Genomic DNA, 26,287 nt, shown 5'->3' with positions numbered 1-26,287 from the left:
TCCGCCGACGAAGACCGGGCTCGGGCGCCTCTCCGCCCCGAGCGGTTCGTCGCTGCCCGCGTGACGGAACCCAGCGGCCATCCATCCGTTCGTCGTACGGAGACCTCACGTGTCCACCCCCTCTTTCACTTCCGCCGCCGGCCTGCCCGTCGGCCGGAACCTGTTCTTCCTCGCCGTCGCCGGCGTCGCCTGGGGAACCGCCGGCGCCGCTGCCTCGCTGGTCTACCGGATCAGTGACCTCGGTCCCCTGGCCCTCTCCTTCTGGCGGTGCGTCGGCGGACTGGTGCTGCTGCTCGGCGTGCTCGCGCTGCGCCCGCGGCGCGAATCCGCCCCCAAGGAGCCGCGCGGGCGACGGCTGGTGCGCGTCCTGGGCAGCGGTGTCGGTCTCGCGGTCTTCCAGAGCGCCTTTTTCGCGTCCGTCGAGGTGACCGGCCTGGTGGTCGGTACGGTGGTCACCCTCGGCGCCGGGCCCGTCCTCATCGCCCTCGGCGCGCGGGTCGCCTGGGGCGAACGGCTCGGCGGCGGCGGACTGCTCGCCGTGGCCGGCGCGCTCGCCGGGCTGGTCGTCCTGGTGATGGGCGGAACGGAGGCGACCGTTCGGCCCGCCGGCGTCGCGCTCGCGGTCCTGTCGGCGGCCGGATACGCCGGGATGACCCTGCTCACCCGGTGGCTGGGACGTGCGGGCGGCGGGGCCGACGCGATGACCACGACCGCCTGGGCGTTCGGTATCGGCAGTGTGGTGCTGCTGCCGCTCGGCGCCGTCGAGGGACTGCTGCCGCACACCGCCCAGCCCGTGCAGGTGGGGTGGTTGCTGGTCTACGTGGCGGCCGTGCCCACCGCCCTCGCCTACGCGCTGTACTTCGCGGGCGCCGCCGTCATCCGGTCCGCGACGGTGTCCGTGATCATGCTGCTGGAACCGGTGAGCGCGGCGCTGATCGCGGTCACGCTGTTCGGTGAGCGGCTGACCCTCCCCACCGTGACGGGCACGTCCCTGCTGCTCGTCGCGGTGCTCGGGCTGGCCCTGGACGAGGCCCGGGGAACGGCGAGGAGGCGGGCGGCGCTCACGGCCGACGGTGTGTAGCGGGCCGGGAGAGGCGGGGCTTGGCGGACCGCCGCGAAGCCCCGGCCGGCTGTGGCGACGTGCCCGCGTGACAGGGCCCTGGGCCCGCCCGGTCGCCGGCGCGGGCGGCCGTCGGCGCGTGAGGTCGTCGCGCGGAAGGCCGCCGGGCCGCCGGGTGTGCGCCACAGGCCCGCCGGGTCCGCCGGACACGGCTTCTCAGAGTGAGGCGAGATACTCCGGCACGGCGACGGCCCGGTCGAGGTCCTCGGCCGGTACGGGGGAACCGTAGCCGCGTGTCAAGGGGACGACTCCGGCCCAGTACGGGAGCGTCAGGTCGGCCGGCTCGTCGTTGGGGCCCCCGGATCGGACCTTGGCGGAGACCTCGTCGAGATCGAGGGCGAGCACGGCGGTGGCGGCCAGTTCCCGGGCGTCGGCGGGGCGCGAGTCCCGGGAACGGCCGGGCACCGCCTGATCGACGATCGCGTCCAGCGCGGTGCGCCGTTCCCGCTGGTCGGTCACCTGGCGGGCGACGCCGTGCACGACGACCGAGCGGTAGTTGAGCGAGTGGTGGAAGGCGGAGCGCGCCAGCACCAGAGCGTCGACATGCGTGACGGTCAGACAGACGGGCAGGCCCGGGCCCGTCCCGTCGGCCCCTTCCGTATCGCCGGTCGCCGCCGCCCCGGCGCCCTTGGCCGCCCCGCCCTTCCGGCCCGCCATGCGCAGAGGGCGTGAGCCGGTCGAGCCATGGACGTACAGCCGCTCGCCCACCCGGCCGTAGAGCGTCGGCAGGACGACCGGCGCGCCGTCGCGGACGAAGCCGAGATGGCAGACGTACGCCTCGTCCAGGATCCGGTGCACCAGCTCCCGGTCGTACGAGGCCCGCTGTCTGGCGCGGGTGGGGACGGTGCGCGCGGTGGGCCGGTACCCCGCTCGCGCGGACTGTTCCGGCTCGGTCGTGGGCGTCTGCGGCACGGATGTCCCAGAGGTGGGCGTGTCGGGCGGTGCCATTGCGGACTCCTTTGCACTAGTGCATAATGCTGTTTGTGCTAGGAGAGTATCGGATCACGGGCCGGCGCGCGACGGAGATCGCGGCGAGCGTGGAGCGCGCGGTCGGCGCTGGGGAGCTGCCGCCAGGCCAACTGCTGCCACCCATGCGAGAGTTGGCGGCGACCCTCGGCGTCAATCCCAATACCGTCGCCGCCGCCTACCGCACTCTGCGCGAGCGCGGTGTCATCGAGACGGCGGGCCGTCGGGGCAGCCGGGTGCGGCCCCGGCCCGCCAGTACCCCGCGCGGCTCGATCCGGGTCGAGCCACCGCCGGGCGTCCGGGACGTGTCGGAGGGCAATCCCGACCCCGCGCTGCTGCCACCGCTGCACGACGCCCTCGCGGCGGCGGCGCGCCGCAACGCCGAGCGGCCCGGCCTCTACGGCCAGGCGCCCGTCGACGCGGAACTGGCGCGGCTGGCCCGGGCCGCTCTGGACGCGGACGGGGTGCCCGCCGGGCCGATCGCCGTGACCTCCGGTTCGCTCGACGCGATGGAGCGCACCCTGGCCGCGCACCTGCGTCCGGGGGACGCGGTCGCGGTGGAGGACCCCGGCTGGGGCGCGCTGCTGGACCTCGTTCCCGCGCTGGGGCTGCGCCCCGTACCGATCGGCCTGGACGACGACGGTCCGCTTCCGGGCGACCTCGAACGGGTGCTGCGGTCGGGTGCCCGGGCGCTCGTCGTCACCTGCCGGGCCCAGAATCCCACGGGCGCGTCGATCGGAGCCGCCCGCGCCGAGCGGCTGCGCGCCCTGCTGGCCGCTCACCCCGGCGTCCTGCTCATCGAGGACGACCACGGGCACCGCATCGTGGACCTGCCGACGTACCCGCTCGCCGGCCGTACGGACCACTGGGTGTTCGTACGTTCCACGGCCAAGGCGTACGGTCCTGATCTGCGGGTGGCCGTGCTCACCGGCGACGCGGTGACGGTGGACCGGGTGACGGGCCGTCAGGCCCTCGGCCCCGGCTGGGTCAGCCGGCTCCTCCAGCGCGCGGTCGTCGAACTGTGGACCTCGGGGGCCGTGGACACGGCGGCCGTCGCGCGGTCGTACGGGGAACGGCGCGACGCGCTCGTCGCGGCGCTCGCCGAACGGGGAGTGCGCGCGCACGGCCGCAGCGGGATGAACGTCTGGGTGCCGGTCGCGGACGAGACCAGCGCCGTGGCGCGGCTGCTCCGCGCGGGGTGGGTGGTGGCGCCCGGCGCGCGCTTCCGCATGGCCGCCCCGGCGGGGGTGCGGCTGACGGTCTCGGGGCTGTCGCCCGAGGACATCGGTCCGGTCGCCGACGCGCTGGCCTCGGCGGCGGGGCCGGGGCCGGCGCGCAGTTACGGCTGACGGCTCGCGACCCGTGCGCGACCACGGTCTCTCGGGGTGTGTGCGGCCACGGCATGCCGCCTTGCGCGTCCAGGCCCGCGACCGGGTGAACGCGGCCCCCGGCCGGGCGGTACAGCCGGGTCCACCGACCCGGACCGCCGCCACGGCGGCGCGGGCGGTCGACGGCTGACAGACTTCACCCGCTGCCGACGAAAAGTGAAGTCTGCCAGCTGTCGACCGCCCGCGCCCCCGGGGCACTCCCGGACCGGCTCGGCAACCGCCCTGCGGCCCTACGGGACAAGGAGTTCCGCGCTCCCGCTCCCGCTCACGCGAGGGTGATCGAGTCGCCGTCGACCTTGATCGAGGCCGCGGGCAGTGGTTTGGTCGCGGGGCCGGCCTGCACACTGCCGTCCGCCGCGCTGAACCGGCTGCCGTGGCAGGGGCAGTGGATCGTGCCGTCGCTGATGTCCTTCACGGCGCAGCCCGTGTGGGTGCACTTCGACGAGAACGCCTTGAACTCGCCCGCCGTCGGCTGGGTGACCACCACACCCTTGTCCTCGAAGACCTTGCCGCCGCCTTCCGGGATGTCGGCGGTCTTCGCGAGGACGGCACCCGCCGCCCCGTTCGCCCCGCTCGCCCCCGCGCCGCCGGACACCGCCGGGTCGCCCGCGCCGTCCGAACCGCCCGCCGCGTCCGGCTCGCCGCCGCACGCGGCCAGCGCCGTGCTCAGCCCCATCGCACCGGCCGCGGCGACCACGGTTCTGCGGCCCACGGTCCTGGGGGCCGCGATCCGGGGGATGCCCTGCGATGACGTCATTCCCAGCTCCGTTCCCCCGGCTCTCGGTCGGCCGGGTTCGTCAGGGAGTACGCGGCGCGGCGCCGGACCGTTCAGGTGCCAACGCTTTTCCCAGGAAATCGAGTTCACGCAGCAACAGGGTGTCCGCCACCCCCGGCCGGGCGACGAGGTGCCCCGTGCCGGGCAGCGGCAGGACGGTGTGCGGCCGGCCCGCGGCGAGCAGCGCCGCCGACAGACGCAGTGTGTGGGCCGGGACCACGTTGTCGTCGGCGAGCCCGTGGACCAACAGCAGCGGCCGGGTCAGCCGGTGGGCGTGGGACAGCAGCGAGGAGCGCTCGTACGCCTCGGGCGTGATGCCGGGGTGGCCGAGGAAGCGCTCCTCCCAGTACGTGTCGTACATCCGGCGGTCGGTCGGCGGGGCCCCCGCGACGGCCGCGTGGAACACGTCGGGCCGGTGCAGCACGGCCGCCGCGGCCAGATAGCCGCTGAACGACCAGCCCCTGATGGCCACGCGGTCCAGGTCCAGGTCGGGATGGTGTGCCGCCGCCGCGTGCAGCGCGTCGATCTGGTCGGTCAGTACGGGCGTCAGCCGGTCGCCGGCGATGGCCCGCTGCCACTCCAGCCCGCGCCCGGGGGTACCGCGCCCGTCCGTGACCAGTACCGCGAAACCCTGCTCGGCGAACCACTGCCGGACGGCGGTGTGCCAGGCGCGCGCCTCGGTCACCACCTGCATGGCCGGGCCCGCGTACGGGCTGAGCAGCACGGGCAGTCTGCCCGCGCCCGGCTCGTGCCAGGACGGCAGATGGAGCTGTGCGCGCAGCCGCCGGTCCCCCAGGACAAGGGGGACCGGACGCGGAGTGACCAGCGGTTCCTCGGTGAGGACCTCGATCCGGCCGGTCTCCGTGCCGCCGCGCACGACCGTGACCGTCTGTCCGTCCGGCGTTCTGCTGTCCAGCACGACCGTGTCACCCCCGACGGCGGCCGTGTGCACCCCGGGGGCGGACGTCAGCCGCTCGAAGCCACGTCCCGGTGCGTACGACCAGACGTGGGTCTCCGTCGGCTCGTCGACCGCCGTCGCCTCGAAGAACACCCGCTCGCCCACGGTCCCGAGGGCCGCGCGGACCTCCGTGCCGGCCGGGGCCGGGGTGTCGCCGATCCACAGCGTAGGGTCGTCGCCCCGCACCCCGGGCAGGACCGGTGTGCCGGACGCGGTGCGCAGCGGGGCGCCGCACGGGACGGCCACCCAGTACGGGTCGGTCCGCTGGGCCAGGAGGCCGACCTCGCCGGTCGTCGGATCGGCGCCGACGACCCACACCGTGCGCTGGTCGCGCGTCTGGAGACTGATCAGCGGGCCGAAGGCGTCCCAGTCGGCGGCGACCACGTAGTCGAAGGCGGGATCCCGCCAGACGGCGTCCGGACCGGGGGAGCCGGGGCCCGCGGGTGTCCCGGATGCCTGCCGGGGCAGTCGTACCGGCGTGCGGCCGCCGGTCAGCCCGAGTATGTGCAGTGAGGTCTCGGCGTTGGCGGTGCCGGCCGCCGGATAGCGGATCGCCCGCGGCGGTGCGGCCGGGTCCGACGGGTCGCCGAGGTACCAGCGCCGCACTTTCGACGTGTCCACCCGCGCCACCAGCAGCGCGGTGCCGTCGGGCGACCACCAGAAGGCCCGGGTTCTGCCGATGGACTCGACGGCGACATGGTCGGGCAGACCGTATGTCACATCGGGAGCCTCCGGTACGGCGAGCGGCCGGTCGTCGGAGCCGTCCGCCCGGACGACCCGCAGGGCGCCTCCGGTGACATACGCGACGTGGTCGCCGTCAGGGGAGGGACGCGGGTCGGTCACCGGACCGGGGGTGGGCACCCGCCACGGCGCGCCGCCGTCCGTCCGTACGAGCTCCAGCGCGCCGTCCACGGTGTACGCGACGAGGCGCGCGTCGCGGTCGGCCGCGTACGCCCCGATTCCCGCGCCCTTCTCCTCCGCGTCGGCCGTCCCGCCGGCGAGGAGGCGTTCCGTGCCGTGCTCGTACAGCCACAGCAGGGCCCGCGGATCGGAGCCGGACGCGGACCGCAGGAACAGGACGCGGTCGCCGTCGGGGGAGACGGTGAACCGCTGCGGAGCACCGAGCGAGAAGCGCCGCGTGCGGGCGAACTGCCTCGGGAAGGCGGTGGTTTCCATTGGGCATCACGCTCTTTCGGGTCGAGTACGGGATCCGGGCACGGGTGTGCGCCGGATCTGGTGAGAAGGCGGCAACGCGCATACGAAGGCGGCAACGCGCGTACATCGGAAGGCCGGAGGCGAGGGCGGCGGAACCGGGGGCGGCTCGTCCGGTGGCTCTCCGGGAAAGGGCCGTGCGGGGGCCGAGTTCATCCCGGCCGGTGGGGCGCGTGTGCTGGGCTCGCGCCTGGAGGTTCACGCCTTCACGTTCACGCCCTCGGGCTCGCCGTACGGCGCGATGGGCGGCTCTCCTCGGCCGACAGGCCGCACGGCATCTTACCGTCCCCGGGAGACGGAGCGGGAGTGAGCCGCCGTGAGCCGCTCGGTGACGCGTCAGGTCGCGTGCCATCCGCTCCAGCGCGCCACGGCGACCTCGATGACCGGTCCGTCGGGCGGCCGGTCGGCGTACTGCCGGTACTTCGCCGTGAGCGGGCGGAGGCGGCGGGCGGCGTCGGGTGACCCGTCCGGTGGCGGGTGCACGCGCGCCTCGCCGTCGGCCCGGACCCACCACAGACGGTCCCAGTCCTCCTCGTAGTGGTCGACGAGCAGACAGACCGCCGGGTTCTCGGCGATGTTGGCCAGTCGTTTCAACCGCGTCGTCCGCTTCGGTTTGTGGTCCACGGCCAGCACGACCGTGTCGCCCTCCAGGGCGAACACCACCGGCACCAGGTGCGGGCGGGCCGCGGCGTCGGCCGTCGCGAGACGGGCGACGCGCGCCGCGGCGAACCGCTCCCGTGCCTCGGCGCTCGTCAGAGCGGGCATCGCACCCTGGCCCCGACTGCCCCGACTGCCCCGACTGCCCCGACTGCCCCGACTGCCCCGTCTGCCCCGACTGCCCCGACTGCCCCTACCGTCTGGGCCGTTCGGGCCGCCCCGACCGCTCCCGTCCCCCCGCGCTCTTCGGACATCGCCCTACCCCGTCTCAGCGGTACCGGGCGGCGAGCTCGGCCAGCCGGTCCAAGTGCTTCAGCGTCTCCCGTTCCGGCATCGTCGGCAGGTAGAACAACACCCGCTCGACCCCCAGCCGGAGGTAGCCCTCGATCTGTTCCGGGGCATCGGGAGCCGCGTACACCGTCACCGGCACCTCGCGGTCGGCGAGTGCGCGCAGCCGCTCGATCTGCGGGCCGAGCTCCTCCGGCGGCACGCTGTTGGCCAGCCACGCGTCCCCGAGCCGCGCCACCCGCCGGAACGCGCCCTCGCCGCCGCCGACGTAGATCGGCGGGTGGGGGCGCTGCACCGGCTTGGGCCAGGCGTAGACCGGGTCGAAGTTCACGAACTCGCCGTGGAACTCGGCCCTCTCCGCGGTCCACAGCTCCCGCATGGCCAGCAGCCGTTCGTCGGTGAGCCGGCCGCGGGTGGCGGGATCGGTGCCGTGGTTCCTCATCTCCTCCCGGTTCCAGCCGACACCGATACCGAAGATCACCCGTCCGCCGGAGACCAGGTCCAGCGAGGCCACCTCCTTCGCCGTGACGATCGGGTCGCGCTCCGGGATCAGCGCGATGCCGGTGCCGAGCAGCAGCCGCTCGGTCGCCACACCGATCGCGGTCAGGGAGACGAAGGGGTCCAGCGTGCGGTAGTAGATCTCCGGCAGCTCGCCGCCGCCCGGATAGGGCGACTGGCGGTCGGCGGGGATGTGGGTGTGCTCGGCGATGAAGAGGGAATCGAACGAGCGCTCCTCGAGCGCGATCCCCAGGGGAACCGGGCCGATGCCCTGGTCGGTGATGAAGGTCGAGACTCCGATTTTCACGACGGCTCCGTCGAGGGTCGAGTACGGGATCGGACGGGTGGCCCCGTTGTGACGGGTGGCACAGGTGTGTCGACTACCCGCTCCGGCGCTCCCGATCCCCGGCCGCCCGCGAGAACCACCCCGCCGCGCGGCATCAGGTCCGTCATGTGCGCCCAGCGCCCATGGTGCGCCGAATCTCAAACCGAACCGTTTGGTCTCCTGTCGCGCCGGACAGGATGCAGGCGGCGTGTGGCTCCCCGTCGTCGTACGGAGCGGGTTCCTTGCCCGTCGGGGCCGGTGTCGGGGGAGGCGCGCTCTCTGCTGATCGCCATGCGCGTCGAGCCCGGTCGTGCGGTGTCGGGACCACCGCCGTCGGGTGACGTGCGTGCTCGTGACTCACGAAAGGCTGACCATGGCGACCGAACCACAGTCCTGGTTCCCGGGCCCCGACGACCGTACGGACCGTCGTATCGCCGAACTCCGAGCCCACGACCCCCAGGTGCGCGACGCCATGCCGCTGCCCGCGGTCGACGCGGCGATCGGGCGGCCGGGCCTCACCCTGAAAAAGATCATCGCGACCGCGATGGAGGGGTACGCGGACCGACCCGCGCTGGGCGAGCGGGCCCGGGAACTGATCCGGGACCCGGCGACCGGCCGGGCGGAGTACCGGCTGCTGCCGCACTTCGACACGATCACCTACGCACAACTGTGGTCCCGGGTCGAGGCGCTCGCGGCCGATCTGCACCACGACCCCCGGCAACCCCTGCGGGCGGACGAGTTCATCGCCGTCCTCGGCTTCACCAGCACCGACTTCGTCACCATCGACCTGACCTGCGCCCGGCTCGGTGCCGTCTGCGTGCCCCTCCAGTCCAGCGCGTCGGCCGCCCGGCTGGGGCCGGTCATCGCGGAGACCGGGCCGCGTATCCTGGCAGCCGGCGTCGAATTCCTCGACACCGCCGTGGACTGCGCCCTGGACAGCGGATCCGTGGGCCGCCTCATCGTCTTCGACCACCGTCCGGAGGCCGACGACGAACGCGAGCGCTTCGAGGCGGCCCGACAGCGGCTGACCGACGCGGGCAGCACGGTCGTCCTGGAGTCGCTGGCCGATGTTCTCGACCGGGGCCGGGGCCTGCCGCCCGCCCCCGAGCTGGAGGACGGCACGGACACCGGCCGGCTCGCCCTGCTCCTCTACACCTCGGGCAGCACCGGCACGCCCAAGGGCGCGATGTACACCGAGCGCCTGGTGGGCCGGATGTGGCACGGGTTCTGGCCCGGGAAGTCCAGTCTGCCGCTCATCATGCTCAGCTACATGCCGATGAGCCATCTCGCCGGACGGGCCACGCTGTACACCGTCCTCGGGAGCGGCGGCACCGTCTGCTTCACGGCCCGCAGCGACCTGTCCACCCTCTTCGAGGACCTGGGACTCGTGCGCCCCACCGACCTGCTGCTGGTACCGAGGGTGTGCGACATGCTCCTCCAGCACTACCGCGGAGAACTCGACCGCAGGACGGCCGCCGGCGGCGACCCCGCGGTCCTCGAAGCCGAGGTCAAGCGGGATCTCGGCGAAAGGTCCCTCGGCGGACGGCTGCTGTGGATCGGCAGTGGTGGAGCGCCGCTGTCCGACGAGATGACGGACTTCGTCGCCTCCTGCGTGGACGTCCCGCTGCACGACGGATACGGCTCCACCGAGGCGGGCGGCATGCTCGCCGACCACCGGCCGATACGCCCGGCGGTACGCGACTACCGACTCGTCGACGTCCCCGAACTGGGCTACTTCCGCAGCGACCATCCGCACCCGCGCGGCGAACTCCTCATCCGTACCGACGCCCTCATCCCCGGCTACTACAAGCGGCCCGACGTGATGGCGGGCCTCGTCGACGAGGACGGCTATTACCGCACCGGCGACATCTTCGCGGAGAGGGGCCCCGACGAACTCTTCTACGTCGACCGCCGCAACAATGTGCTCAAGCTCTCCCAGGGCGAGTTCGTCGCCGTCTCCCGCCTGGAGGCCGTCTTCGCCGGCAGCCCGCTGGTGCGGCAGATCTTCGTCTACGGCAGCAGCGAACGCGCCTATCTGCTCGCGGTGGTCGTCCCCGTGCCGGAGGCGGCCGAGCGGGCCGGAGGCGACCCGGCGGAGCTGAAGGCGCGGATCGCCGCGTCCTTACGGGGGACCGCCAAGGAGGCGGGGCTCAACTCCTACGAGATCCCACGCGACTTCCTGATCGAGACCGAACCGTTCAGCACCGAGAACGGGCTGCTCTCCGACATCCGCAAACTGCTGCGGCCCCGTCTCACGGAACGTTACGGCGAGCGCCTGGAACGCCTCTACGCCGACCTCGCCGCACGCGAGAACGACGAACTGCGGGCGCTGCGGCGCTCCGGACGCGACCGTCCCGTGGCCGACACCGTGGTCCGCGCCGCCCAGGCCGTACTGGGCACCCCCGCGGACCCGGCCGCGCGCTACACCGACCTCGGCGGCGACTCACTGTCCGCGGTGTCGTTCTCCCAGCTGCTCGGCGAGATCTTCGGCGTCGAGGTCCCGGTGGGCGTCGTCATCAGCCCCGCCCACGACCTGCGGCGTCTCGCGGAACACGTCGAGCGGGCGCTCTCGTCCGGCGACCGGCGCCCCTCGCCCGCCACGGTGCACGGGGCCGGCGCCACCGAGGTGCGCGCCCGCGACCTCGCCCTGGACGCCTTCGTGGACGCCGAGACCCTCGCCGCCGCCCCGTCGCTCCCGCATGTGGCGGGTCCGGCCCGCACCGTGCTGCTGACCGGTGCGAACGGCTACCTCGGCCGCTTCCTGTGCCTGGAGTGGCTGGAACGGCTGGCGCGCACCGGCGGCACCCTCGTCTGCGTCGTCCGGGGCTCGGACGCGGCCGTCGCGAGGCGGCGCCTGTACGAGGCGTTCGACAGCGGCGACCCCGAACTCCTCGCGCGCTTCGGGGAACTGGCCGAGGGCCGGCTGGAGGTCCTCGCCGGTGACATCGGTGAGCCGGACCTCGGTCTGGACGGGCCGACCTGGAACCGGCTCGCGGACACCGTCGACCTCATCGTCCACCCGGCCGCCCTGGTCAACCACGTCCTTCCCTACGAGCAGCTCTTCGGCCCCAACGTCGTGGGTACGGCCGAGCTGATCCGGCTGGCGCTGACCCGGCGCGTCAAGCGGTTCACCTATCTGTCGACCGTCGGCGTGATCGCCGCCCAGGCCGCCACCGCCGACGAGTCGGCCGACATCCGGGTCGCCAGTCCCGTCCGCCGGCTCGACGACTCGTACGCGAGCGGCTACGCCACGAGCAAGTGGGCCGGTGAGGTGCTGCTGCGCGAGGCGCACGATCTGTGCGGGCTGCCCGTGGCGACATTCCGCTCCGACATGATCCTCGCGCACAGCCGGTACGGCGGACAGCTCAACGTCCCCGACGTGTTCACCCGGCTGCTGCTGAGCCTCGCCGCCACCGGGATCGCGCCCGGTTCCTTCTACCGCGCCGGCCCCGGCGGTGTCCGCCGGCCCGCGCACTACGAGGGGCTGCCCGTCGACTTCACCGCCGAGGCCGTCACCGCCCTCGGCGAGCGCGCCACCGAGGGCCACCGCACCTACAACGTCCTCAACCCGCACGACGACGGCGTCTCCCTCGACGTCTTCGTGGACTGGCTCGTCGACGCCGGCCACCCGGTACGGCGGATCGACGACTACGACGAGTGGCTGGCCCGGTTCGGGACAGCGATGCGTGCGCTGCCGCAGGAGCAGCGGCAGCACTCGCTTCTGCCGCTGCTGCACGCGTTCGCGGAACCCGCCGAACCCGTCGCCGGTTCCGCCGTGCCCGCCGACGCCTTCCGTGCCGCCGTCCTGGAAGCCGGGGTCGGGCCCGACGCCGACATCCCCCACCTGTCGGCATCCCTCATCGGCAAGTACGCCGCCGACCTGCGGGCCCTCAAACTGATCTGACGCCGTCCGCCGGCGGGCCGGGCACGTTACCGCGGCCCCGGGCGGTACCGCCGCCGGCCGCGGCGTCGCCGTCAGCCGGTGGTGTCCCGCCCGGCCCCGGCCACCAGGCCGGTTCCGTCGCCCGGCCCGGTGGCGGCCGGGCGCGGGAACAGCCGCCGTACGCTCTCCACCACGGCCGCGCGCCGGGCCGCCGTGGCCGGGTCCCGGGCCAGCTGTGCCGCTGCCGCCGCCATCTCCGTCTGGGTGAGCCAGGCGGTGGCGATCTGGGTCACCAGCGCGAGCACGTCGACCGGGTCCCACGCCGGGTCCAGTTGCCCGGACTCCTGAGCCTCCCGCAGCTGGCGTACCTTGAGCAGGACGGCCGTCCGGGTCGGCGCCTCCCTGTCGAGCAGCGGCCTTTCGGCCGGCTCCAGCCGCCCCCAGCACAGCAGCCGGAAGCGCTCCGGGTGCTCGGTGAAGTAGTCGAAGAGCCGGCCCGCGTACCCCGGCAGATCGGCCGGGTCCATCCGGGTCGCCTCCACCACCTCGGCCAGCTCCCGGCCCGCCACGAACGCGTACAGCGCCTCCTTGCTGCGGAAGTACGCGTACACCCGTTCCTTGCTGGTCCGGGCCTCGCGGGCGATCCGGTCCACCCGCGCGCCGGCGATCCCGTACCGCGAGAACTCGGCCTTCGCCGCACCGACGATCCGTTCGCGTGTGGAGTCAGGGGTGCTCGAAGCCGTCATGGACCCAGGATAGTCAACCGAACCGGTTCGTTTGACGCCCGCTCAGGGCACCCGCAGGCCTGGCGTGTCTGGACGGAGAATCTGAAAATATATAGAGTGTCTGGGTGGCGCTGGATTGAAGTCCGACGGCCGGATGGCGGCCGGACGGGGCGGTGCCCACCGTTGGCCGTGAGGGAGGCGCGGGAAGTGAACGTCGGTGACGGCGAAGTGGACGACGAGGGCTCCGCGGCGCCGGACGGAATCCCGCCCCGACGAGCGCCGCGTTCGTTCTCGGCGGACGACGAACACCTTCTCGCCGAGACCGAGAAGATCGCGACCGCGTTGGCGAGGATGTTCCCCGGGCTCTGCGAGGTGGTGCTGCACGATCTGCGGGATCCCGCGCACGCGATCCGTCTGATCGAGAACAACCTCTCCGGCCGGAGGATCGGCGACTCCGCGACCGAACTCGGACTGGCTCGCGTCGAGGACCCGAACTACCCCGGTGTCGTCCAGAACTACGCCAATCGGTTTCCCGACGGTCGACCCGCGAAAAGCACATCGATCGGTATCAAGAACGCCGCAGGCGACTACATCGCGGCTCTGTGCCTCAATTTGGACGTGTCGACCCTTTCCCCGGTGACGCTCGCTCTCTCGAATCTCGTCGCCACCGATCCCGCCCACCGGGAGGAGCCGCTGGAGACGCTGGGCGACCGGAACCGGCGGGTGCTGCGCGAGGTGGTCGAGGCGGCCGCCGCCGAGAGCTCCACCACTCCACGCGCTCTTTCCCGAGATGCCAAGAAAGCGCTGGTGCGCAAGTTGCACGAGGACGGCTACTTCGAATCCCGCAACGCCGCGCAGACGATTGCCGATCTCCTCGGGATCTCCCGGGCCAGCGTCTACACCTACACGAAATGAGGGCGGCACGAATGAGGGCCGGCGAACTCGCCCCCACGAGCGACGACAGGGGGGCCACGCTGTGAACACCACCCCCCTCCCCGCTGAGACGCTCAGCGACCCCGACACCCCCTTCGCCGTCGTCGACGTGCACAAGGCCCGGCGCAACATCAACCGCCTGGCCGCCAGGGCCGATCAGCTCGGCGTGACCCTGCGCCCGCACGTCAAGACGTCCAAGAGCCTCGACGTCGCCGCCCTCCTGCACGACGGCACACCCTGCCCCGTCACCGTCTCCACCCTCGCCGAAGCCGAAGCCTTCGCCGACGGCGGCTACACCGACATCACCTACGCCGTGGGCATCGACCCGCACAAACTTCCCCGCGTCATCGCCCTCCTGCGCCGCGGGATCGCCCTGCGCGTGCTCCTCGACAGCCGTGAGCAGGCGCAGTTCGTCGCGGACACCGCCCGCGAGGCCGCCATCGCCATCCCCGCACAGATCGAGATCGACTGCGACGGCCACCGCGGCGGCCTCAAGTCCGACGCCCCCGAGCTCACCGAGATCGGGCACGTCCTGCACGAGGCGGGCTGCCTGGACGGCGTCCTGACCCACGCGGGCGAGTCCTACTTCGCCTACGGCGCAGCGGAGCGGCGTCTGGCGGCGGAGAACGAACGCGGCACCGCCGTCGCCGCCGCCGAGAGGCTGCGCGCGGCCGGCCTGCCCGTGCGCACCGTCAGTGTCGGCTCCACTCCCACCGCCCATGCCGCCGAGGACCTCACGGGCGTCACCGAACTGCGCGCCGGTAACTACGTCTTCTTCGACCTGGTCATGGCCGGGCTGGGCGTCTGCGGCGTCGACGACCTCGCCCTGTCGGTCGTCGTCACGGTCATCGGCCACCGCCCCGAGTACGGCTGGATCCTCACCGACGGCGGCTGGATGGCCATGTCCCGCGACCGCGGCACCGCCGCCCAGGCCGAGGACCAGGGCTACGGCCTGGTCACCGACCTCGCCGGCCGCCTCATTCCCCAGCTGCTGATGAGCGCCGCGAGCCAGGAGCACGGCACCCTCACCGCCCGCGACGGTGCCGACCTGCCCGACCTGCCCATCGGCACCCGGCTGCGTATTCTGCCCAACCACGCCTGCGCCACCGCGGCCCAGCACCAGGGTTACCACGTCACCGACAGCTCCCCGAACAGCACCGCTCCCGCGCCCGCGATCGAAGCCTTCTGGCCGCGCGTCACCGGCTGGTGACCGCCGTCCGAGCACCGCGCAGGCTTCCGGCCCGACTTCCCACCGACGGAAGGAATCCGCTGTGTCCGTTGCACCGCCCGTGTCGTTCGACGACGTCCGCGAGGCCGCCGTACGTCTTGACGGCATCGCCCGCCGTACCCCCGTCCTCACCTCCCGCACTCTGAACGCCCTGGTCGGCGCGGACGTATTCATCAAGTGCGAGAACTTTCAGCGCGTCGGCGCCTTCAAGTTCCGTGGCGCTTACAACGCCGTCGCCCAGCTGCCCCCCGAGCAGTTGGCCAAGGGCGTCGCGGCCTACTCCTCCGGCAACCACGCCCAGGCCATCGCCCTGGCCGCCCGCGAACTGGGCACTACGTCGGTCATCCTCATGCCCGCGGACGTACCCCGCTCCAAGATGGAAGCGACCGCCGGCTACGGCGCGGAGGTCGTCACCTACGACCGCTACACGCAGGACCGCACGGCCCTCGGTGAGGCTCTCGCCGCGGAACGCGGCCTGGCCCTCATCCCTCCCTACGACCATCCCGACGTCATCGCCGGACAGGGCACCGCGGCCCTCGAACTCCTCGGTGAGACCGGCGAGCTCGACACCCTCCTCGTGCCCGTCGGCGGCGGCGGTCTCATCGCGGGCAGCGCCGTCACCGCCAAGGCGCTCCACCCCGGCATCAGGGTCGTCGGTGTCGAACCCGAGGCGGGCGACGACACCAAGCGCTCCCTGGAAGGCGGCGAACGCGTCACCGTCCCCGTGCCCCGGACCATCGCCGACGGCCAGGCCGTGCCCACCCCCGGCGAGATCACCTTCTCCATCAATCAGCGCCTGGTCGATGCCGTCGCTCTCGTCAGTGACAAGGAAATCGTCGATGCCATGCGCTTCGCTTTTGAACGGCTGAAGATCGTCCTCGAACCCAGTGGCGCCACGGGCCTGGCCGCCCTCATGAACGGGCGTCTGGACACCCCACCGCGCAGAATCGGCATCATCGCCTCGGGCGGCAACATCAACGCCCAGCGGTTCGCGCAACTCATCAACGGCTGATCCTCCCCGGACGGTTCGGCCGGTACGCGACACGTGAAATCCACGTGGCGCAAGGGGAGTTCGCCACGAGGGGGAAGGCGGGATGCGTCGGCGTCCCCGTCGATCCCGCCAACTGATCTCCCGTGCCGTGTCGAGGCGTTCGCGGACTGTCCGGTTTGGTCACTTGGCGGCTGCTATGGTGCGCCGATGTCAGCGATCAAGAAGTTCCAAGTCACCTTTGACTGTGCGGAACCTGAGCGCCTCGCTCGTTTCTGGTGCGAGGTGTTGGGGTACGTCGCACCGCCGCCACCGGAGGGATTCACCACGTGGGAGGATTTCAACCGCACCCTGCCGCCTGAGAAGCAGGGTGCGTGGTTCGCCTGCAGTGATCCCTCAGGTGTGGGCCCGCGCCTGTACTTCCAGCGCGTCCCCGAAGGCAAGATCGTCAAGAACCGTGTGCACCTCGACGTCCGGGTCGGCACCGGGCTCGTGGGGGACGAGCGCCTCGCCACGCTCGAAGCCGAGTGCGCGCGACTCGTCGCGCTCGGCGCGACCCACGTGCAAACGCTGTATGCCGACGAGGAAAACGAGTCGTGCATCCCCATGCTGGACATCGAGGGCAACGAGTTCTGTATCGACTGAGCACTCTGCGCGCCTGGGAGGCAGGGAGCTGCCTCCCCTGGGCCTCTCTGGTCCTCGTACGGGGCGGGGGAGGTGCGGATGAGCGGGCCGGTGCCCCGATAGCCGCCGTCCGCGATGACTGTGGCCCGGCCGACGGCGGTCCTGGCTGGCCCGGATCACCGGCTTCCGCCGCCGGACCGAGGAGGAGACCTGAGCCTGACCTGGTGGACGCGGCCGGCCGCCGAGACGGCGGCCTCGTGCCGTCGGGTCAGGGCGCAACCGTATGTGGCGCCGTGGTTCATGGCCACCCGAGATGCCGCGGCCGCACCCGACCGCGCCCGCTCTCGCCCTGCGAGGACACCACGCGGGGCGGGTACGCCGTGAAGAAGGGCGAGGTGAGCTGGTACGCGGGCCCAGCCAATGGTCCAAGCGGCACCCGGAGATCCGGCTGCTCCGACGGCATGCCGTATCGGACCGGCGACTATCTCTCGGTCCTGCCCGAGAACGGCCCTGGCCTGGTCGCCAGGACGATCGAGCGCCTCGGATCGCGGAGGGGACCGCAGACCGCGCCCTGATCTGCGGCAGCGGGCCAGGGGCACACCGAGACCGCCGCCTGAGTCCGCTGCGTCCCGGCGGTCTCACGGCTGGCGCGACTGGCCGGGACGACTGGCCGGGACGAGTCCGCTAACGCGCCACGCGGTAGCGGAGATAGAGGACTCCGGAGCTGAAGGTGCCGGTCTCGACGAGTTCGAGATCCACCCGGCGCTCGCGTCGGGGAAAGAACGGAATGCCGCCGCCAACCAGCACCGGGTAGACCATGGCCCGGTACTCGTCGATCAGACCCAACTCGGCCGCCTCGGCGGCGAGAGTCGCGCCGCCGATCGCGATCTCGCCTTCCCCCGGCTCGGCTCGCAACCGTTCGATCTCCTCCGCCAGTCGGCCGGAGGCCAGGCGGGCGTGGCCTTGCACCGCCGACAGCGTGCTGGAGAACACCACCTTTGGCAGCGGCTTCCAGAGCGCGGTCCACTCGAGCATGGAGTCGTCGAGCGATGGATCCTGGTCGGCGGTCTCCCAGTACAGCATCGTCTCGTACAGCCGTCGTCCCAACAGGTGGACGTCGACCTGTCGAATCTCGTCGATCCAGAAGCGAAAGACCTCCTCGTCGGGCGCCGTCCAGTTGAAGCCGCCGTCCGGCCCGACGATGTAGCCGTCAAGTGAGACACCCATCGAATAGGTCACACTGCGCATCAGAAGTCCTCCTCGGTAAGGGGTCGACAGTAAGACTGCCGAACGCCGCAGGACTCATCGCGGCTCGCGGGATCTCCCGGGCCGAGTCACCTACGGCGTACCCATGCCTCGAGCATGCCGGAGGCGCCCGGGTGATGCCGCTGTCCGCCCCGCCCGCGTCGCACACCGAGGCGGTCGAGCGGTACCTCACCGGCGCGGGCATCGCGAAGTCCTCCGCGCGCATCTACCAGATCTCACTGACGACGTGGGGGGTGACCTCTACGCCCTCGTACGGATCGACGGGTGAACCGCAGTTGGCCTGGCACTCTGGCAGAGGGAGCCGGAGCCCTACAGCAGTCCTCCCAGCGGGAGGACGCGCTCGGTGAGCTGTCCGCGCAGCCGGTCTCCGGCGGTGTCGGCTTCGGCGAGCCAGTCGGCGGCGACCAGCAGTTCAGCGTGTTCGACGACCTGGTCGGGTGGCAGGGCACAGAACGCGGCGGCCTGGTCCAGGAGCAGCCCGCCGTCCTCGGCGCGTCCGAGGCGGCCGTCGGGGCGGGCGTGGGCGGCGGCGTAGAGGGCCAGGAGCCGGGCAGCCGCAGTGGCCTTTTTCTTGCGGATCTTCCGGTCACCCACGACTTTCTGTGCCCAGCCGGAGATCCTCGCCCGGGTGGTCTTGCCGAAGGCGAACGGGCGTGGCCGCTCGGGCAGCAGCGCGGGGACGGTGACCGCGACGGGGTCCTCGGGACGGGAGGCCATGACCTCGGCGACGGTGCCGGGCAGGCGCAGCCAGTCGGCGTCGACCAGCTGCTGAAGCACCCGCTCGGCATCGTCGGGGAGCCAGCCCGTGAGGTCCTGGCCGGTGACGTTCCCGGTGCCGGCGCGTGCGGCCCGTAGGGCGATCATGAGAACCGCCAGGCGCGCCTCGGGCTCCGGGTGCGGGGCGTGCGCTCGGACGTAGTCCAGCACGGTGCGGGCGTGTACGGCTTGTTGCCGGGTCAGCAGCCGTTCCACTGCCGGCATGTTGCCGTCTGGTGTGTCGCCGATGGGCCGGCCACCACGGTTGGCGTGCATCTCGAGGGTGGTCTGCGCGGCCTTCTCGGCTCGGTGTGCGTCGTGGCGCAGGGAGCCGTCGCCGCTGACATCGGCCCACAGGCGGAAGGCGCGGGCCTTGCGCTCGTGGAGTTCGGCGAGGAGGGCAAGGTCGGGTTCGGTGCACTGCTGGTAGGCACGGAAGGCGTCCCCGAGCTCGATGAGCTCCAGGCGCAGGACGTCGGGCTCGAGGTCGGGCGGCACGATCCGCTGCGCGATCTTCCCCCACCGCTTCGCCCGCCGGGACGCCTTGGCCGGTGAGGCGGCGCGAGTACGGGGGACCGATGCTGGTGCGGTGGCGGGGGAGGAAGAAGCACCGGTCACCGGGGAGGGAGCATGGTCGGAGAAGACCGCCGCAACGCCATTCCCCGGCGTGGCGGCCGGAGTGTGCGCCGTCTGGTCCGTCCCGGCCGGGGTGGTGCGGGCCGGGGGCGCGGCGGTGTCCAGGACACGGCATTCGGGGGTGGCGGCCGCGCACCGCGCGCACATCTCCGCGATCCGCCACAGTCTTCCGGCACGGTCCGCGTACACGGTCAGGGCCATCGGGCCGCCGCACCGCGCTGATCCCGCCGCCGGCCGGGTGCCGCCGCGTGGTCGTGGTCCGGTGGCGGGGTCCGGGGTGTGCCAGGCGCAGTCGGCGGTGCGGCAGGCGCACCACGCCTCGCCGCGTGGCCCGCCGCCCGCGCGGATGTGGGCCAGGTGCAGGTTGACGTGTTCGACGGCGGCTTTGCGTCCCGCGGCGGCGCCGCCGGGGAAGCGCTGATCGGGGCAGGCCGGGCGGGAGCAGGAGAGCCGGACCGTGCCGGCGGAGGGGCCCCCATAGGGGTCCAGGCGCACAGTCCACACCCGTCCCGCGACGCGGTCCTCCTGCCATGTGCCGTCCTCCACCGCCATGTGCGCACCTTTCAGCGTTGCTTGGTCCGTTGCTCCGGGCCGTCCCATCATCGGGGATGATCGGCGATCAGCCGCCGCAGAGCGGACGTTTCACCCCGGAGTGCCCTGCCCGCAGGGCAGAAGACCAGGATCCGGCTGGATCCGACCACGCCGGGTGGCCGGCTCGGCTTGGAAAGAGCCTCGAGACGAGGCACCGGCCGAAGTGAGGGGGGATCGTTCTCGTGGCGTCCAAGCCTTCCTGGAAGGCGACGCGGCTGCCGCGGGAGGCGGCGGCCACCAGGCCGGCGCGGTACCTGCGGGCGGAGCGGCGCCGGGGCTGAGTGCTGTACCGGTGGAGCGAGGACGTCGTCGTCCCTCTGCGCCGCGCAACCTGAGGAACCCCTGAAAACCAGAACTCATGTACGTGGGGTCAATGAGTACCTCTCCCCGTGCCGTTCCCCTTGACCTCAGGTACATGAGGATGGTCATCGTCCCCTCCACGATGACGTCGAGAGCTTCCCCACGAGAGTGAGGCTCGTGGACAGCCGTCATGGCTGCCCGGGCCCTCACGTTCCCGCCTGATCCGCCAGCGGTTACCCGGGATCCACCGCCCGGCCACGGCCGACGAGCACAAGGCCTGGCAGGGGCAGATCGTCCGGGCCGCCGAGATCACTGGGAGTTCGAACTGCCCCGGCAGGCCCGGGGGGCGGGAAGACCAGGCGCCGCCAGGCTGCGGTCGAGTTGCGCGGCGAGGTCGGGGTGGGTGGTGGTGAGGTGGGGACGGATGGCGTTGATGGGGTGGATGAGCTCGGCGGGGTCGTGGTGGGCGAGGGCCTCGTGGAGCCGGCCGAGCGGGAGGCGGGCCGCGGTGGGCAGGTCGGTGAGGGCGGTGATCTGGCCGGCGAGGCGGCGCAGGTCGGCTGCGTTGCGGCGAGCCCAGGCGGTGATGGTGCGTTCGGCGGCGCGACGTTCGCGGGTCGCCTGGACGCGTTGTTCACCGGTGGTTCCGACGGGTCCGGGCCGGTTGCGCAGGTAGCGGCGTTCGGCGGCCTGGCGGCTGGCGACGCCGAGGGGGTGGGCGAGGTCGGCCCAGCTGGCACCCGCGTGGCGGGCGGTTTCGATCAGGCCGGTCTCCCATCCGGCGAGCTGCTCGCGTACCTGCCTCAGCAGCAGGAGGGAGGCCAGGGCCTGATCGGTGCCGATGTCGTGAGTCTCGGTAGCGCCGGTGACCTCGTGCTGGGCGGCACGCAGGGCTTCGTCTATGGACTGAAGGGCTGCCGCGGTGGCGAGGAACGGCACTGGGCCGGTCGAGTCGGCGCCGGGTGAGGTCGACTGGTCGGCTGGGGGGCATGGACTCCTCCCTGAGTGGTCACCCTTTGGACGACGCCATGACTTGTCATCCACTGGATGACATGTTACAACGGTTTCAGTGAGGCGCATTGGCAGCAACTGCCGAACCTTTGGGAGGTGTTTTCCGATGTTGATGCGCACTGACCCCTTCCGTGAGCTCGACCGGCTGGCGCAGCAGCTGATGGGCCCGGGGACCTGGTCGCGGCCGTCCCCCATGCCCATGGACGCCTACCGCGAGGGTGACCAGTACGTGGTGGCCTTCGACATCCCCGGCGTCAGCGCGGACGCGCTGGACATCGACGTCGAGCGGAACATGCTGACCGTCAAGGCCGAGCGCCGGCCCGCGGCGAAGGCCGACGACGCGCAGATGGAACTGTCGGAACGGCCGCTGGGTGTCTTCTCCCGCCAGATCGTGCTGGCCGACTCGCTGGACACCGAGCACATCCAGGCCGACTACGACGCAGGCGTGCTCACCCTGCGCATCCCGATCGCCGAGCGCGCCAAGCCCCGCAAGATCGCCATCGACGTCGGATCCGGCCACAAGGAGATCTCCGGCTGAAGCCGGACCCGAAGAGGGGCTGAACAGCGGCGGAGGACGGGCATCCGATCCCCCCTCGCCCGTCCTCCGCGCCCCATGGACCGAGAAGGGGTGACGGCCGACGTGACCGCGCGACGGGAAGCGTTTCTCGCCCATGTGCTGGAACGGGGCGAGTACGACACACTGCGGGAAGCCGAGCGCGTGGCCCGCGTGGTGCTGGCCCTGCTGGGAGCACACCTGGTCGGCGAGGTACGCGCCCGGCTGGCGGCTCGTCTGCCGGAAGACTTCGCCCTGATCCTCCTCAACCCGCTGCAGAGCGCTGAGCCGCTGCCCCCGGAGCGGTTCGTGCGGGCTACCGCGGCCTGGATCGAAGGGGCCACCGAGCAGACCGCGGCCTGGGACGTCAGCGCCGTCCTCAGCACGGTCGCCGACACAGCCGACGACGACCTGCTCAAGGAAATCCTGCTCCAACTCCCCGCAGGCTACGACCTCCTCTTCGGCCGTCCCGGCCCACCGGACCGCCCATCCCCCGGTAGCGCCCCGTGAGGTCCCGGCGACGACTTCGTCAGAGGACGTCGTAGGTCAGGTGCGTCACGGTCGTTGTCGGGGCCACGCTCCGCCGCCGCAGCGTGCGGGGCGTTCCGCCGGTGAACAGGGGTGTACCGGCGCCCAGTACGACGGGTGCCAGGCGCGGTGCGGCGTCAGCGCGTCGACCAGCCCGGCATCGAGCGCCGAGGCGATGGTGGCGCCGCCGCCCATGAGGACGACGTCGAGGTCTTCGCCGCCGTCCGTCGACGCCGCCTCGGCGCGCTCGCGCGCGGCGGCGACGGCGTCGGGCAGACCGGTGGTGACGAATGTCCAGTCGAGGCCGGTGAGCCGTACCGATTCCGGCGGCGAGCTCGTCACGACGACGAACGCGGGCTTGCCGACCTCTTCGGCGCCGTAGCCGCACATGTCGTTCCCGCCGTGCGGCCCGTCGACCACGTCGAAGAGCCGGCGACGGAGGACGACGGCGCCCGAGCGGGCGCTCTCTTGGGCGCCGCGATCCACGAGGCCAGTTACGCGCCGGACCAAACCCCGGCTGGGCAGCACCCACCCCAAGACCGAGGACGCCTTCGCGCTCGCCGACGCCGGTACTGCCGGCCGGCGCACCGGCAGGCGGCCTGGCGGGCCCGGCGCCGCCTGCTGCTGCACGTGAGGGGCGTCGCGCGGCTTCCCGCACAGCCGCCCTCGCCTGCTTCGCCCGCCCCGCGGCACTGTGCTGCCGTCGCGCAGGTTCCTGAGCTGGCGGGGCAGCTGGTGCGGGCGGCGGTGGTGGCGGACCGGCGGGCTGGGGTGAGCTGGGAGCAGATCGGCGCGGGGCTGGGCATCAGCGCGGAGGCGGCCCGCAGCCGTTTCGGGCGCCTGCGCGGCGCTGCCCGGGTCGGCCGCAGCGGGTGACGGCCGTGCGGTCTGCCGCTGTTCCCGGTTCCGGCGGGATCCTGCCCGATTCCGTTCTGGCCGACGTGGTGCGGGAGACCGGCGCATCGGTGGGCCTGCTCTATCTGCTGTCTCCGGGGGAGCCGGTGCTGCGGCTGGAGATGGCTTCGGGTGTGTCCCGGCGGATCGCCGCCCCGTGGACCCGCGTCCCCGTGAGCACCGCGATCCCGGTGACGGACGCCATGCGGGAGCGGCGGCTGCTGTGGCTGGGCAGCCAGGAGGACATCGCGCGCCGCTATCCCCGGGTCGGGATCGTCCTGCCGTACGATTTCATGCTTGCCGCGGCCCCGATCATCGGTGCCACTGCCGTGTGGGGTGGCATGGTGCTGCTGTGGCCGGTCTGGCACCCGCCGCAGCTCAGCGCGGCTGAGCAAGAGGCCATCGCCGCCGGCTGCCGCCGCGCGGCAGCCATCCTGGACCAGGCCTGAATGACCAGTTGCGAGAGAGTTCTGCGAGAGCCCGCGAGCCGATCACGTTTCCGCAGGTCGCGATTCGCGGAAGCCCACGGAACGACTGTCCGAAGTGCGAAGCGCCGGTCGGCAGTCCCTGCCGCACCCGGGGCGGGAAGACCGCGACGAAGTACCACACCCCGCGCTTCATCCTCGTCCCCGTGCTGCGCGAGGATCCATTTCTGGGTCCGTCGTGACCCTGGCTCGGCGGCTCGGACACTCCTCGCCGGCGATCACCCTCGGTTACTATGCTCACCTCATGCCGGAAGCCGGCAGCAAGGGGCGCGGCACCATCGACGGTCTGCTTGGGGAGCGGGGAGACCGGCTTGCCGGCCGAAACTCCCCAGATTCTCCCCAGTGCCGTTGACCGGTGATTCCTGCCTCTGCGCCCCGGAGGAGTCGTCCGTGGATGTAAGGATGAAGAGATGGGTGGCCTGGGAAAGTGTTGGAAGAAGTCGTAGCGACCCGCTATGTCACGCCTTTGCGTGAGGGTGGATCGCTGCCGGGGATCGTCGAGGCGGACGACCTGGGCACGTACGTCATGAAGTTCACCGGCGCGGGCCAGGGCGTCAAGACCCTGGTGGCCGAGGTCATATGCGGGCAGCTCGCCCGGAAGCTGGGCCTGCGCGTTCCCGAGCTGGTGCGGATGTGGCTCGATCCGGTCATCGGACTCTCGGAGCCGGACCAGGAAGTGCAGGAACTGCTGAAGGCGAGCGGGGGGCTCAACCTCGGGATGGACTATCTCCCGGGGTCGATCGGGTTCGATCCGCTGGCGTACCGCGTGGCTCCGGAGGAGGCCGGGAGGATCGTCTGGTTCGACGCCCTCATCAACAACGTCGACAGGTCCTGGCGCAACCCCAACCTGCTGGTGTGGCACGGCGATGTCTGGCTCATCGACCATGGTGCCAGCATGATCTGGCAGCACAACTGGCCGGGTGCGCGGGCGTCCGCGGCCAAGCCGTACAACGCCTCCGACCATGTCCTCGTTCCCTTCGGGCCGGATGTCGCCGCGGCCGCCGCGGAGCTCGCGCCGCTCGTGACGGAGGAACTGCTGGACGCGATCACCGCCGAGGTGCCCGACGAGTGGCTCGCGGACGAGCCCGGCTTCGACTCCGCCGACGCGCTGCGCCGCGCCTACGTGGAGCCGTTGCTGGCCCGTGCCGCGACGATCCACGAGCGGATCAGTTTCGACGCGCCCGTCCGTACCGGGCCCGCGCAGCCGCCCGGCTGGCTGACCGAGCACCTGACGCCCTGGCCGCACACGGTGGGGCGAAAGGACCGGCGGGACGGCGGGACGAACGAGGAGAAGGGCGGCGGCCGGTGAGCGGCAAGGGCCACGCGGGCGACACGGGCGGCAGGGACGTCTACGAGTACGCGCTGCTGCGCGTCGTGCCGCGGGTGGAGCGCGGCGAGTGTTTCAACGCCGGGGTGCTGGTCTACTGCCGCGCGCGGTCCTACGTGGCGGCCAGGACGCACCTGGACGAGGCCAAGCTGCTGGCCCTCGACCCGGCGGCCGACGTCCAGGGGGTACGGGCGGCGCTGCGCGCCGTCGAGGGCGTGTGCCAGGGCGGCGAGCAGGCCGGGCAGGCGGCGGGCGACGACGCCGGGCGGCGGTTCCGCTGGCTGATCGCGCCGCGCTCGACCGTCGTCCAGCCGGGCCCCGTCCACACGGGACTGACGGCGGACCCGACGGCCGAGGCGGAACGGCTGCTGGACCTGCTGGTCCGCTGACGCGAGGCCGGTACCGGGAGCGCGAGTCCCCCTCCTGGTCCCGGGGCCGTTGACACCGGGTGCCGTGGCTTCTAGCGTCTCGTCTGCCGAAGGTACTAAGCGGTTGCTCAGTGCGTCGGCCGCTTGGGCCACGCCGGCCGGATCAGCCAGATCAGCCACGTCGGCCGTGTGAGAGTCGCAGATCCAGGTTCCCAGGGCGAGGAGATCAGGATGTCCACCACTGAGCAGCGTGTCGCCGTCGTGACCGGGGCGGCACGCGGCATCGGCGCCGCGACCGCCGTACGGCTGGCGGCCGAGGGCCGCGCGGTCGCCGTCCTCGATCTCGACGAGTCGGCGTGCGAGGACACCGTCGAGAAGATCACCACGGCCGGGGGCACCGCTCTCGCGGTCGGCTGTGACGTCTCCGACGCGGCGCGGGTGGAATCAGCGGTCGACCGTGTCGCCGCCGAACTGGGCGCGCCGACGATCCTCGTCAACAACGCGGGCGTGCTCCGGGACAACCTGCTCTTCAAGATGAGCGAGTCCGACTGGGACACCGTGATGAACGTCCACCTCAAGGGCGCCTTCCTGATGTCGAAGGCGTGTCAGAAGCACATGGTGGACGCCGGTTTCGGCCGTATCGTCAGCCTGTCCTCCAGCTCCGCCCTGGGCAACCGGGGCCAGGCCAACTACGCCGCCGTCAAGGCCGGTCTCCAGGGCTTCACCAAGACGCTCGCCAAGGAACTCGGCAAGTTCGGGATCACGGCCAACGCCGTGGCCCCCGGGTTCATCGTCACCGAGATGACCGCCCGGACGGCGGCCCGGATCGGCGTGAAATTCGAGGACTTCCAGGCCGCGGCCGCCGCCCAGATCCCGGTCCAGCGCGTCGGCAGGCCGGAGGACGTCGCGGGCGCCATCGCCTTCTTCACGGGCGACGACGCCGGTTTCGTCTCGGGGCAGGTCATGTACGTGGCGGGCGGCCCGCTGAATTAGGGCCGCGACCG

General features: G+C 72.4%; 24 protein-coding genes and 2 pseudogenes. 16 read left to right on the top strand and 10 right to left on the bottom strand.

The annotated features are described in order from the left end of the window. Positions 1-109 precede the first annotated feature (109 nt). Complete coding sequence (locus IG02_RS0131645; RefSeq protein ID WP_030755691.1) at positions 110-1,081, top strand: DMT family transporter; 972 nt, start codon at positions 110-112, stop codon at positions 1,079-1,081. A gap of 195 nt (positions 1,082-1,276) precedes the next feature. Here the strand turns inward: IG02_RS0131645 and IG02_RS0131640 are convergent, their stop codons facing one another. After that, a complete protein-coding gene (locus IG02_RS0131640; protein ID WP_078854985.1) occupies positions 1,277-2,068 on the bottom strand; it encodes a pyridoxamine 5'-phosphate oxidase family protein in 792 nt (263 codons plus the stop codon). A 35-nt stretch (positions 2,069-2,103) separates the two neighbouring features. On the opposite strand from IG02_RS0131640, the gene IG02_RS0131635 reads away from it, so the two are divergent. After that, a complete protein-coding gene (locus IG02_RS0131635) occupies positions 2,104-3,435 on the top strand; it encodes an aminotransferase class I/II-fold pyridoxal phosphate-dependent enzyme (RefSeq protein ID WP_030755685.1) in 1,332 nt (443 codons plus the stop codon). Positions 3,436-3,739: 304 nt separating this feature from the next. On the opposite strand, the gene IG02_RS0131630 is transcribed toward IG02_RS0131635, so the two are convergent. From IG02_RS0131630 to IG02_RS0131615, 4 genes are all read right to left on the bottom strand, one after another. After that, positions 3,740-4,231 carry a Rieske (2Fe-2S) protein gene (locus tag IG02_RS0131630; RefSeq protein ID WP_030755682.1) on the bottom strand — a complete coding sequence of 164 codons (492 nt, stop codon included), beginning with the start codon at positions 4,229-4,231 and terminating at the stop codon, positions 3,740-3,742. Positions 4,232-4,271: 40 nt separating this feature from the next. Beyond that, positions 4,272-6,383, bottom strand: coding sequence for a prolyl oligopeptidase family serine peptidase (locus IG02_RS0131625; protein ID WP_037804815.1), 2,112 nt, complete (start codon positions 6,381-6,383; stop codon positions 4,272-4,274). Positions 6,384-6,755: 372 nt separating this feature from the next. Beyond that, positions 6,756-7,184, bottom strand: coding sequence for a TIGR03668 family PPOX class F420-dependent oxidoreductase (locus tag IG02_RS0131620; RefSeq protein ID WP_030755675.1), 429 nt, complete (start codon positions 7,182-7,184; stop codon positions 6,756-6,758). A gap of 160 nt (positions 7,185-7,344) precedes the next feature. Then, the gene (locus tag IG02_RS0131615; RefSeq protein WP_030755672.1) at positions 7,345-8,169 is read right to left on the bottom strand and encodes an LLM class F420-dependent oxidoreductase; all 825 of its coding nucleotides are present in this window, start codon (positions 8,167-8,169) and stop codon (positions 7,345-7,347) included. Positions 8,170-8,560: 391 nt separating this feature from the next. Here IG02_RS0131615 and car point away from each other — a divergent pair, with 391 nt between their 5' ends. After that, positions 8,561-12,091, top strand: coding sequence for a carboxylic acid reductase (car, locus tag IG02_RS0131610; protein WP_078854984.1), 3,531 nt, complete (start codon positions 8,561-8,563; stop codon positions 12,089-12,091). Between the two features lie 71 nt (positions 12,092-12,162). On the opposite strand, the gene IG02_RS0131605 is transcribed toward car, so the two are convergent. Beyond that, the gene (locus tag IG02_RS0131605) at positions 12,163-12,816 is read right to left on the bottom strand and encodes a TetR family transcriptional regulator (RefSeq protein WP_051765973.1); all 654 of its coding nucleotides are present in this window, start codon (positions 12,814-12,816) and stop codon (positions 12,163-12,165) included. 240 nt (positions 12,817-13,056) lie between these two features. Here IG02_RS0131605 and IG02_RS0131600 point away from each other — a divergent pair, with 240 nt between their 5' ends. From IG02_RS0131600 to IG02_RS0131585, 4 genes are all read left to right on the top strand, one after another. Further along, entirely contained in the window at positions 13,057-13,710 is a 654-nt protein-coding gene (locus IG02_RS0131600; protein WP_030755666.1) for a helix-turn-helix transcriptional regulator, read from the top strand. A gap of 61 nt (positions 13,711-13,771) precedes the next feature. Further along, a complete protein-coding gene (locus IG02_RS0131595) occupies positions 13,772-14,938 on the top strand; it encodes a DSD1 family PLP-dependent enzyme (RefSeq protein ID WP_030755663.1) in 1,167 nt (388 codons plus the stop codon). Between the two features lie 61 nt (positions 14,939-14,999). Beyond that, the gene (locus IG02_RS0131590; RefSeq protein WP_030755661.1) at positions 15,000-15,968 is read left to right on the top strand and encodes a threo-3-hydroxy-L-aspartate ammonia-lyase; all 969 of its coding nucleotides are present in this window, start codon (positions 15,000-15,002) and stop codon (positions 15,966-15,968) included. Positions 15,969-16,154: 186 nt separating this feature from the next. Further along, positions 16,155-16,589 carry a VOC family protein gene (locus IG02_RS0131585; RefSeq protein ID WP_030755658.1) on the top strand — a complete coding sequence of 145 codons (435 nt, stop codon included), beginning with the start codon at positions 16,155-16,157 and terminating at the stop codon, positions 16,587-16,589. 663 nt (positions 16,590-17,252) lie between these two features. Here IG02_RS0131585 and IG02_RS0131580 read toward each other — a convergent pair. From IG02_RS0131580 to IG02_RS0131565, 3 genes are all read right to left on the bottom strand, one after another. Continuing rightward, positions 17,253-17,816: a dihydrofolate reductase family protein gene (locus tag IG02_RS0131580; RefSeq protein WP_030755655.1), complete on the bottom strand. Its 564-nt coding sequence runs from the start codon at positions 17,814-17,816 to the stop codon at positions 17,253-17,255. 327 nt (positions 17,817-18,143) lie between these two features. Continuing rightward, a complete protein-coding gene (locus IG02_RS0131575; protein ID WP_030755653.1) occupies positions 18,144-19,778 on the bottom strand; it encodes a hypothetical protein in 1,635 nt (544 codons plus the stop codon). Between the two features lie 648 nt (positions 19,779-20,426). Continuing rightward, a complete protein-coding gene (locus IG02_RS0131565; protein ID WP_051765971.1) occupies positions 20,427-21,056 on the bottom strand; it encodes a hypothetical protein in 630 nt (209 codons plus the stop codon). Between the two features lie 178 nt (positions 21,057-21,234). Here IG02_RS0131565 and IG02_RS0131560 point away from each other — a divergent pair, with 178 nt between their 5' ends. After that, a complete protein-coding gene (locus tag IG02_RS0131560) occupies positions 21,235-21,666 on the top strand; it encodes an Hsp20/alpha crystallin family protein (protein WP_030755647.1) in 432 nt (143 codons plus the stop codon). A 102-nt stretch (positions 21,667-21,768) separates the two neighbouring features. After that, positions 21,769-22,191 (top strand): DUF2267 domain-containing protein, encoded by a 423-nt coding sequence (locus tag IG02_RS0131555; RefSeq protein ID WP_037804855.1) that lies wholly within the window; start codon positions 21,769-21,771, stop codon positions 22,189-22,191. Between the two features lie 19 nt (positions 22,192-22,210). Here the strand turns inward: IG02_RS0131555 and IG02_RS37145 are convergent. Next, positions 22,211-22,674 (bottom strand): annotated as a pseudogene (locus IG02_RS37145) (dihydrofolate reductase family protein); the annotation flags it as partial. 165 nt (positions 22,675-22,839) lie between these two features. On the opposite strand from IG02_RS37145, the gene IG02_RS41150 reads away from it, so the two are divergent. The 7 genes and pseudogenes from IG02_RS41150 (at position 22,840) to fabG (ending at position 26,276) form a co-directional block, all read left to right on the top strand. After that, positions 22,840-23,085 (top strand): hypothetical protein, encoded by a 246-nt coding sequence (locus tag IG02_RS41150; protein ID WP_199814123.1) that lies wholly within the window; start codon positions 22,840-22,842, stop codon positions 23,083-23,085. Between the two features lie 5 nt (positions 23,086-23,090). After that, on the top strand, positions 23,091-23,552 hold the full coding sequence (locus tag IG02_RS41145; protein WP_158712413.1) for a hypothetical protein: 462 nt from the start codon (positions 23,091-23,093) through the stop codon (positions 23,550-23,552). Positions 23,553-23,560: 8 nt separating this feature from the next. Continuing rightward, the gene (locus IG02_RS44020; RefSeq protein WP_078854981.1) at positions 23,561-23,770 is read left to right on the top strand and encodes a hypothetical protein; all 210 of its coding nucleotides are present in this window, start codon (positions 23,561-23,563) and stop codon (positions 23,768-23,770) included. Beyond that, a pseudogene (locus IG02_RS43735) lies at positions 23,761-23,940 on the top strand (site-specific integrase); the annotation flags it as partial. The gene IG02_RS44020 and the pseudogene IG02_RS43735, both read left to right, overlap by 10 nt. A 75-nt stretch (positions 23,941-24,015) precedes the next feature. Further along, a complete protein-coding gene (locus IG02_RS0131535; RefSeq protein ID WP_030755641.1) occupies positions 24,016-24,897 on the top strand; it encodes a HipA family kinase in 882 nt (293 codons plus the stop codon). After that, on the top strand, positions 24,894-25,304 hold the full coding sequence (locus IG02_RS0131530; protein ID WP_051765967.1) for a DUF3037 domain-containing protein: 411 nt from the start codon (positions 24,894-24,896) through the stop codon (positions 25,302-25,304). The genes IG02_RS0131535 and IG02_RS0131530 overlap by 4 nt, the downstream gene beginning before the upstream one ends. A 210-nt stretch (positions 25,305-25,514) precedes the next feature. Beyond that, positions 25,515-26,276 (top strand): 3-oxoacyl-ACP reductase FabG, encoded by a 762-nt coding sequence (gene fabG, locus IG02_RS0131525; protein WP_030755638.1) that lies wholly within the window; start codon positions 25,515-25,517, stop codon positions 26,274-26,276. Positions 26,277-26,287 lie beyond the last annotated feature (11 nt).

The organism is Streptomyces sp. NRRL F-5135 (genome assembly GCF_000719775.1).
Taxonomy (GTDB): domain Bacteria; phylum Actinomycetota; class Actinomycetes; order Streptomycetales; family Streptomycetaceae; genus Streptomyces; species Streptomyces hebeiensis.
Note: the sequence above shows the minus strand (reverse complement) of the source record. Positions and strands in the feature narration are given on the sequence as shown.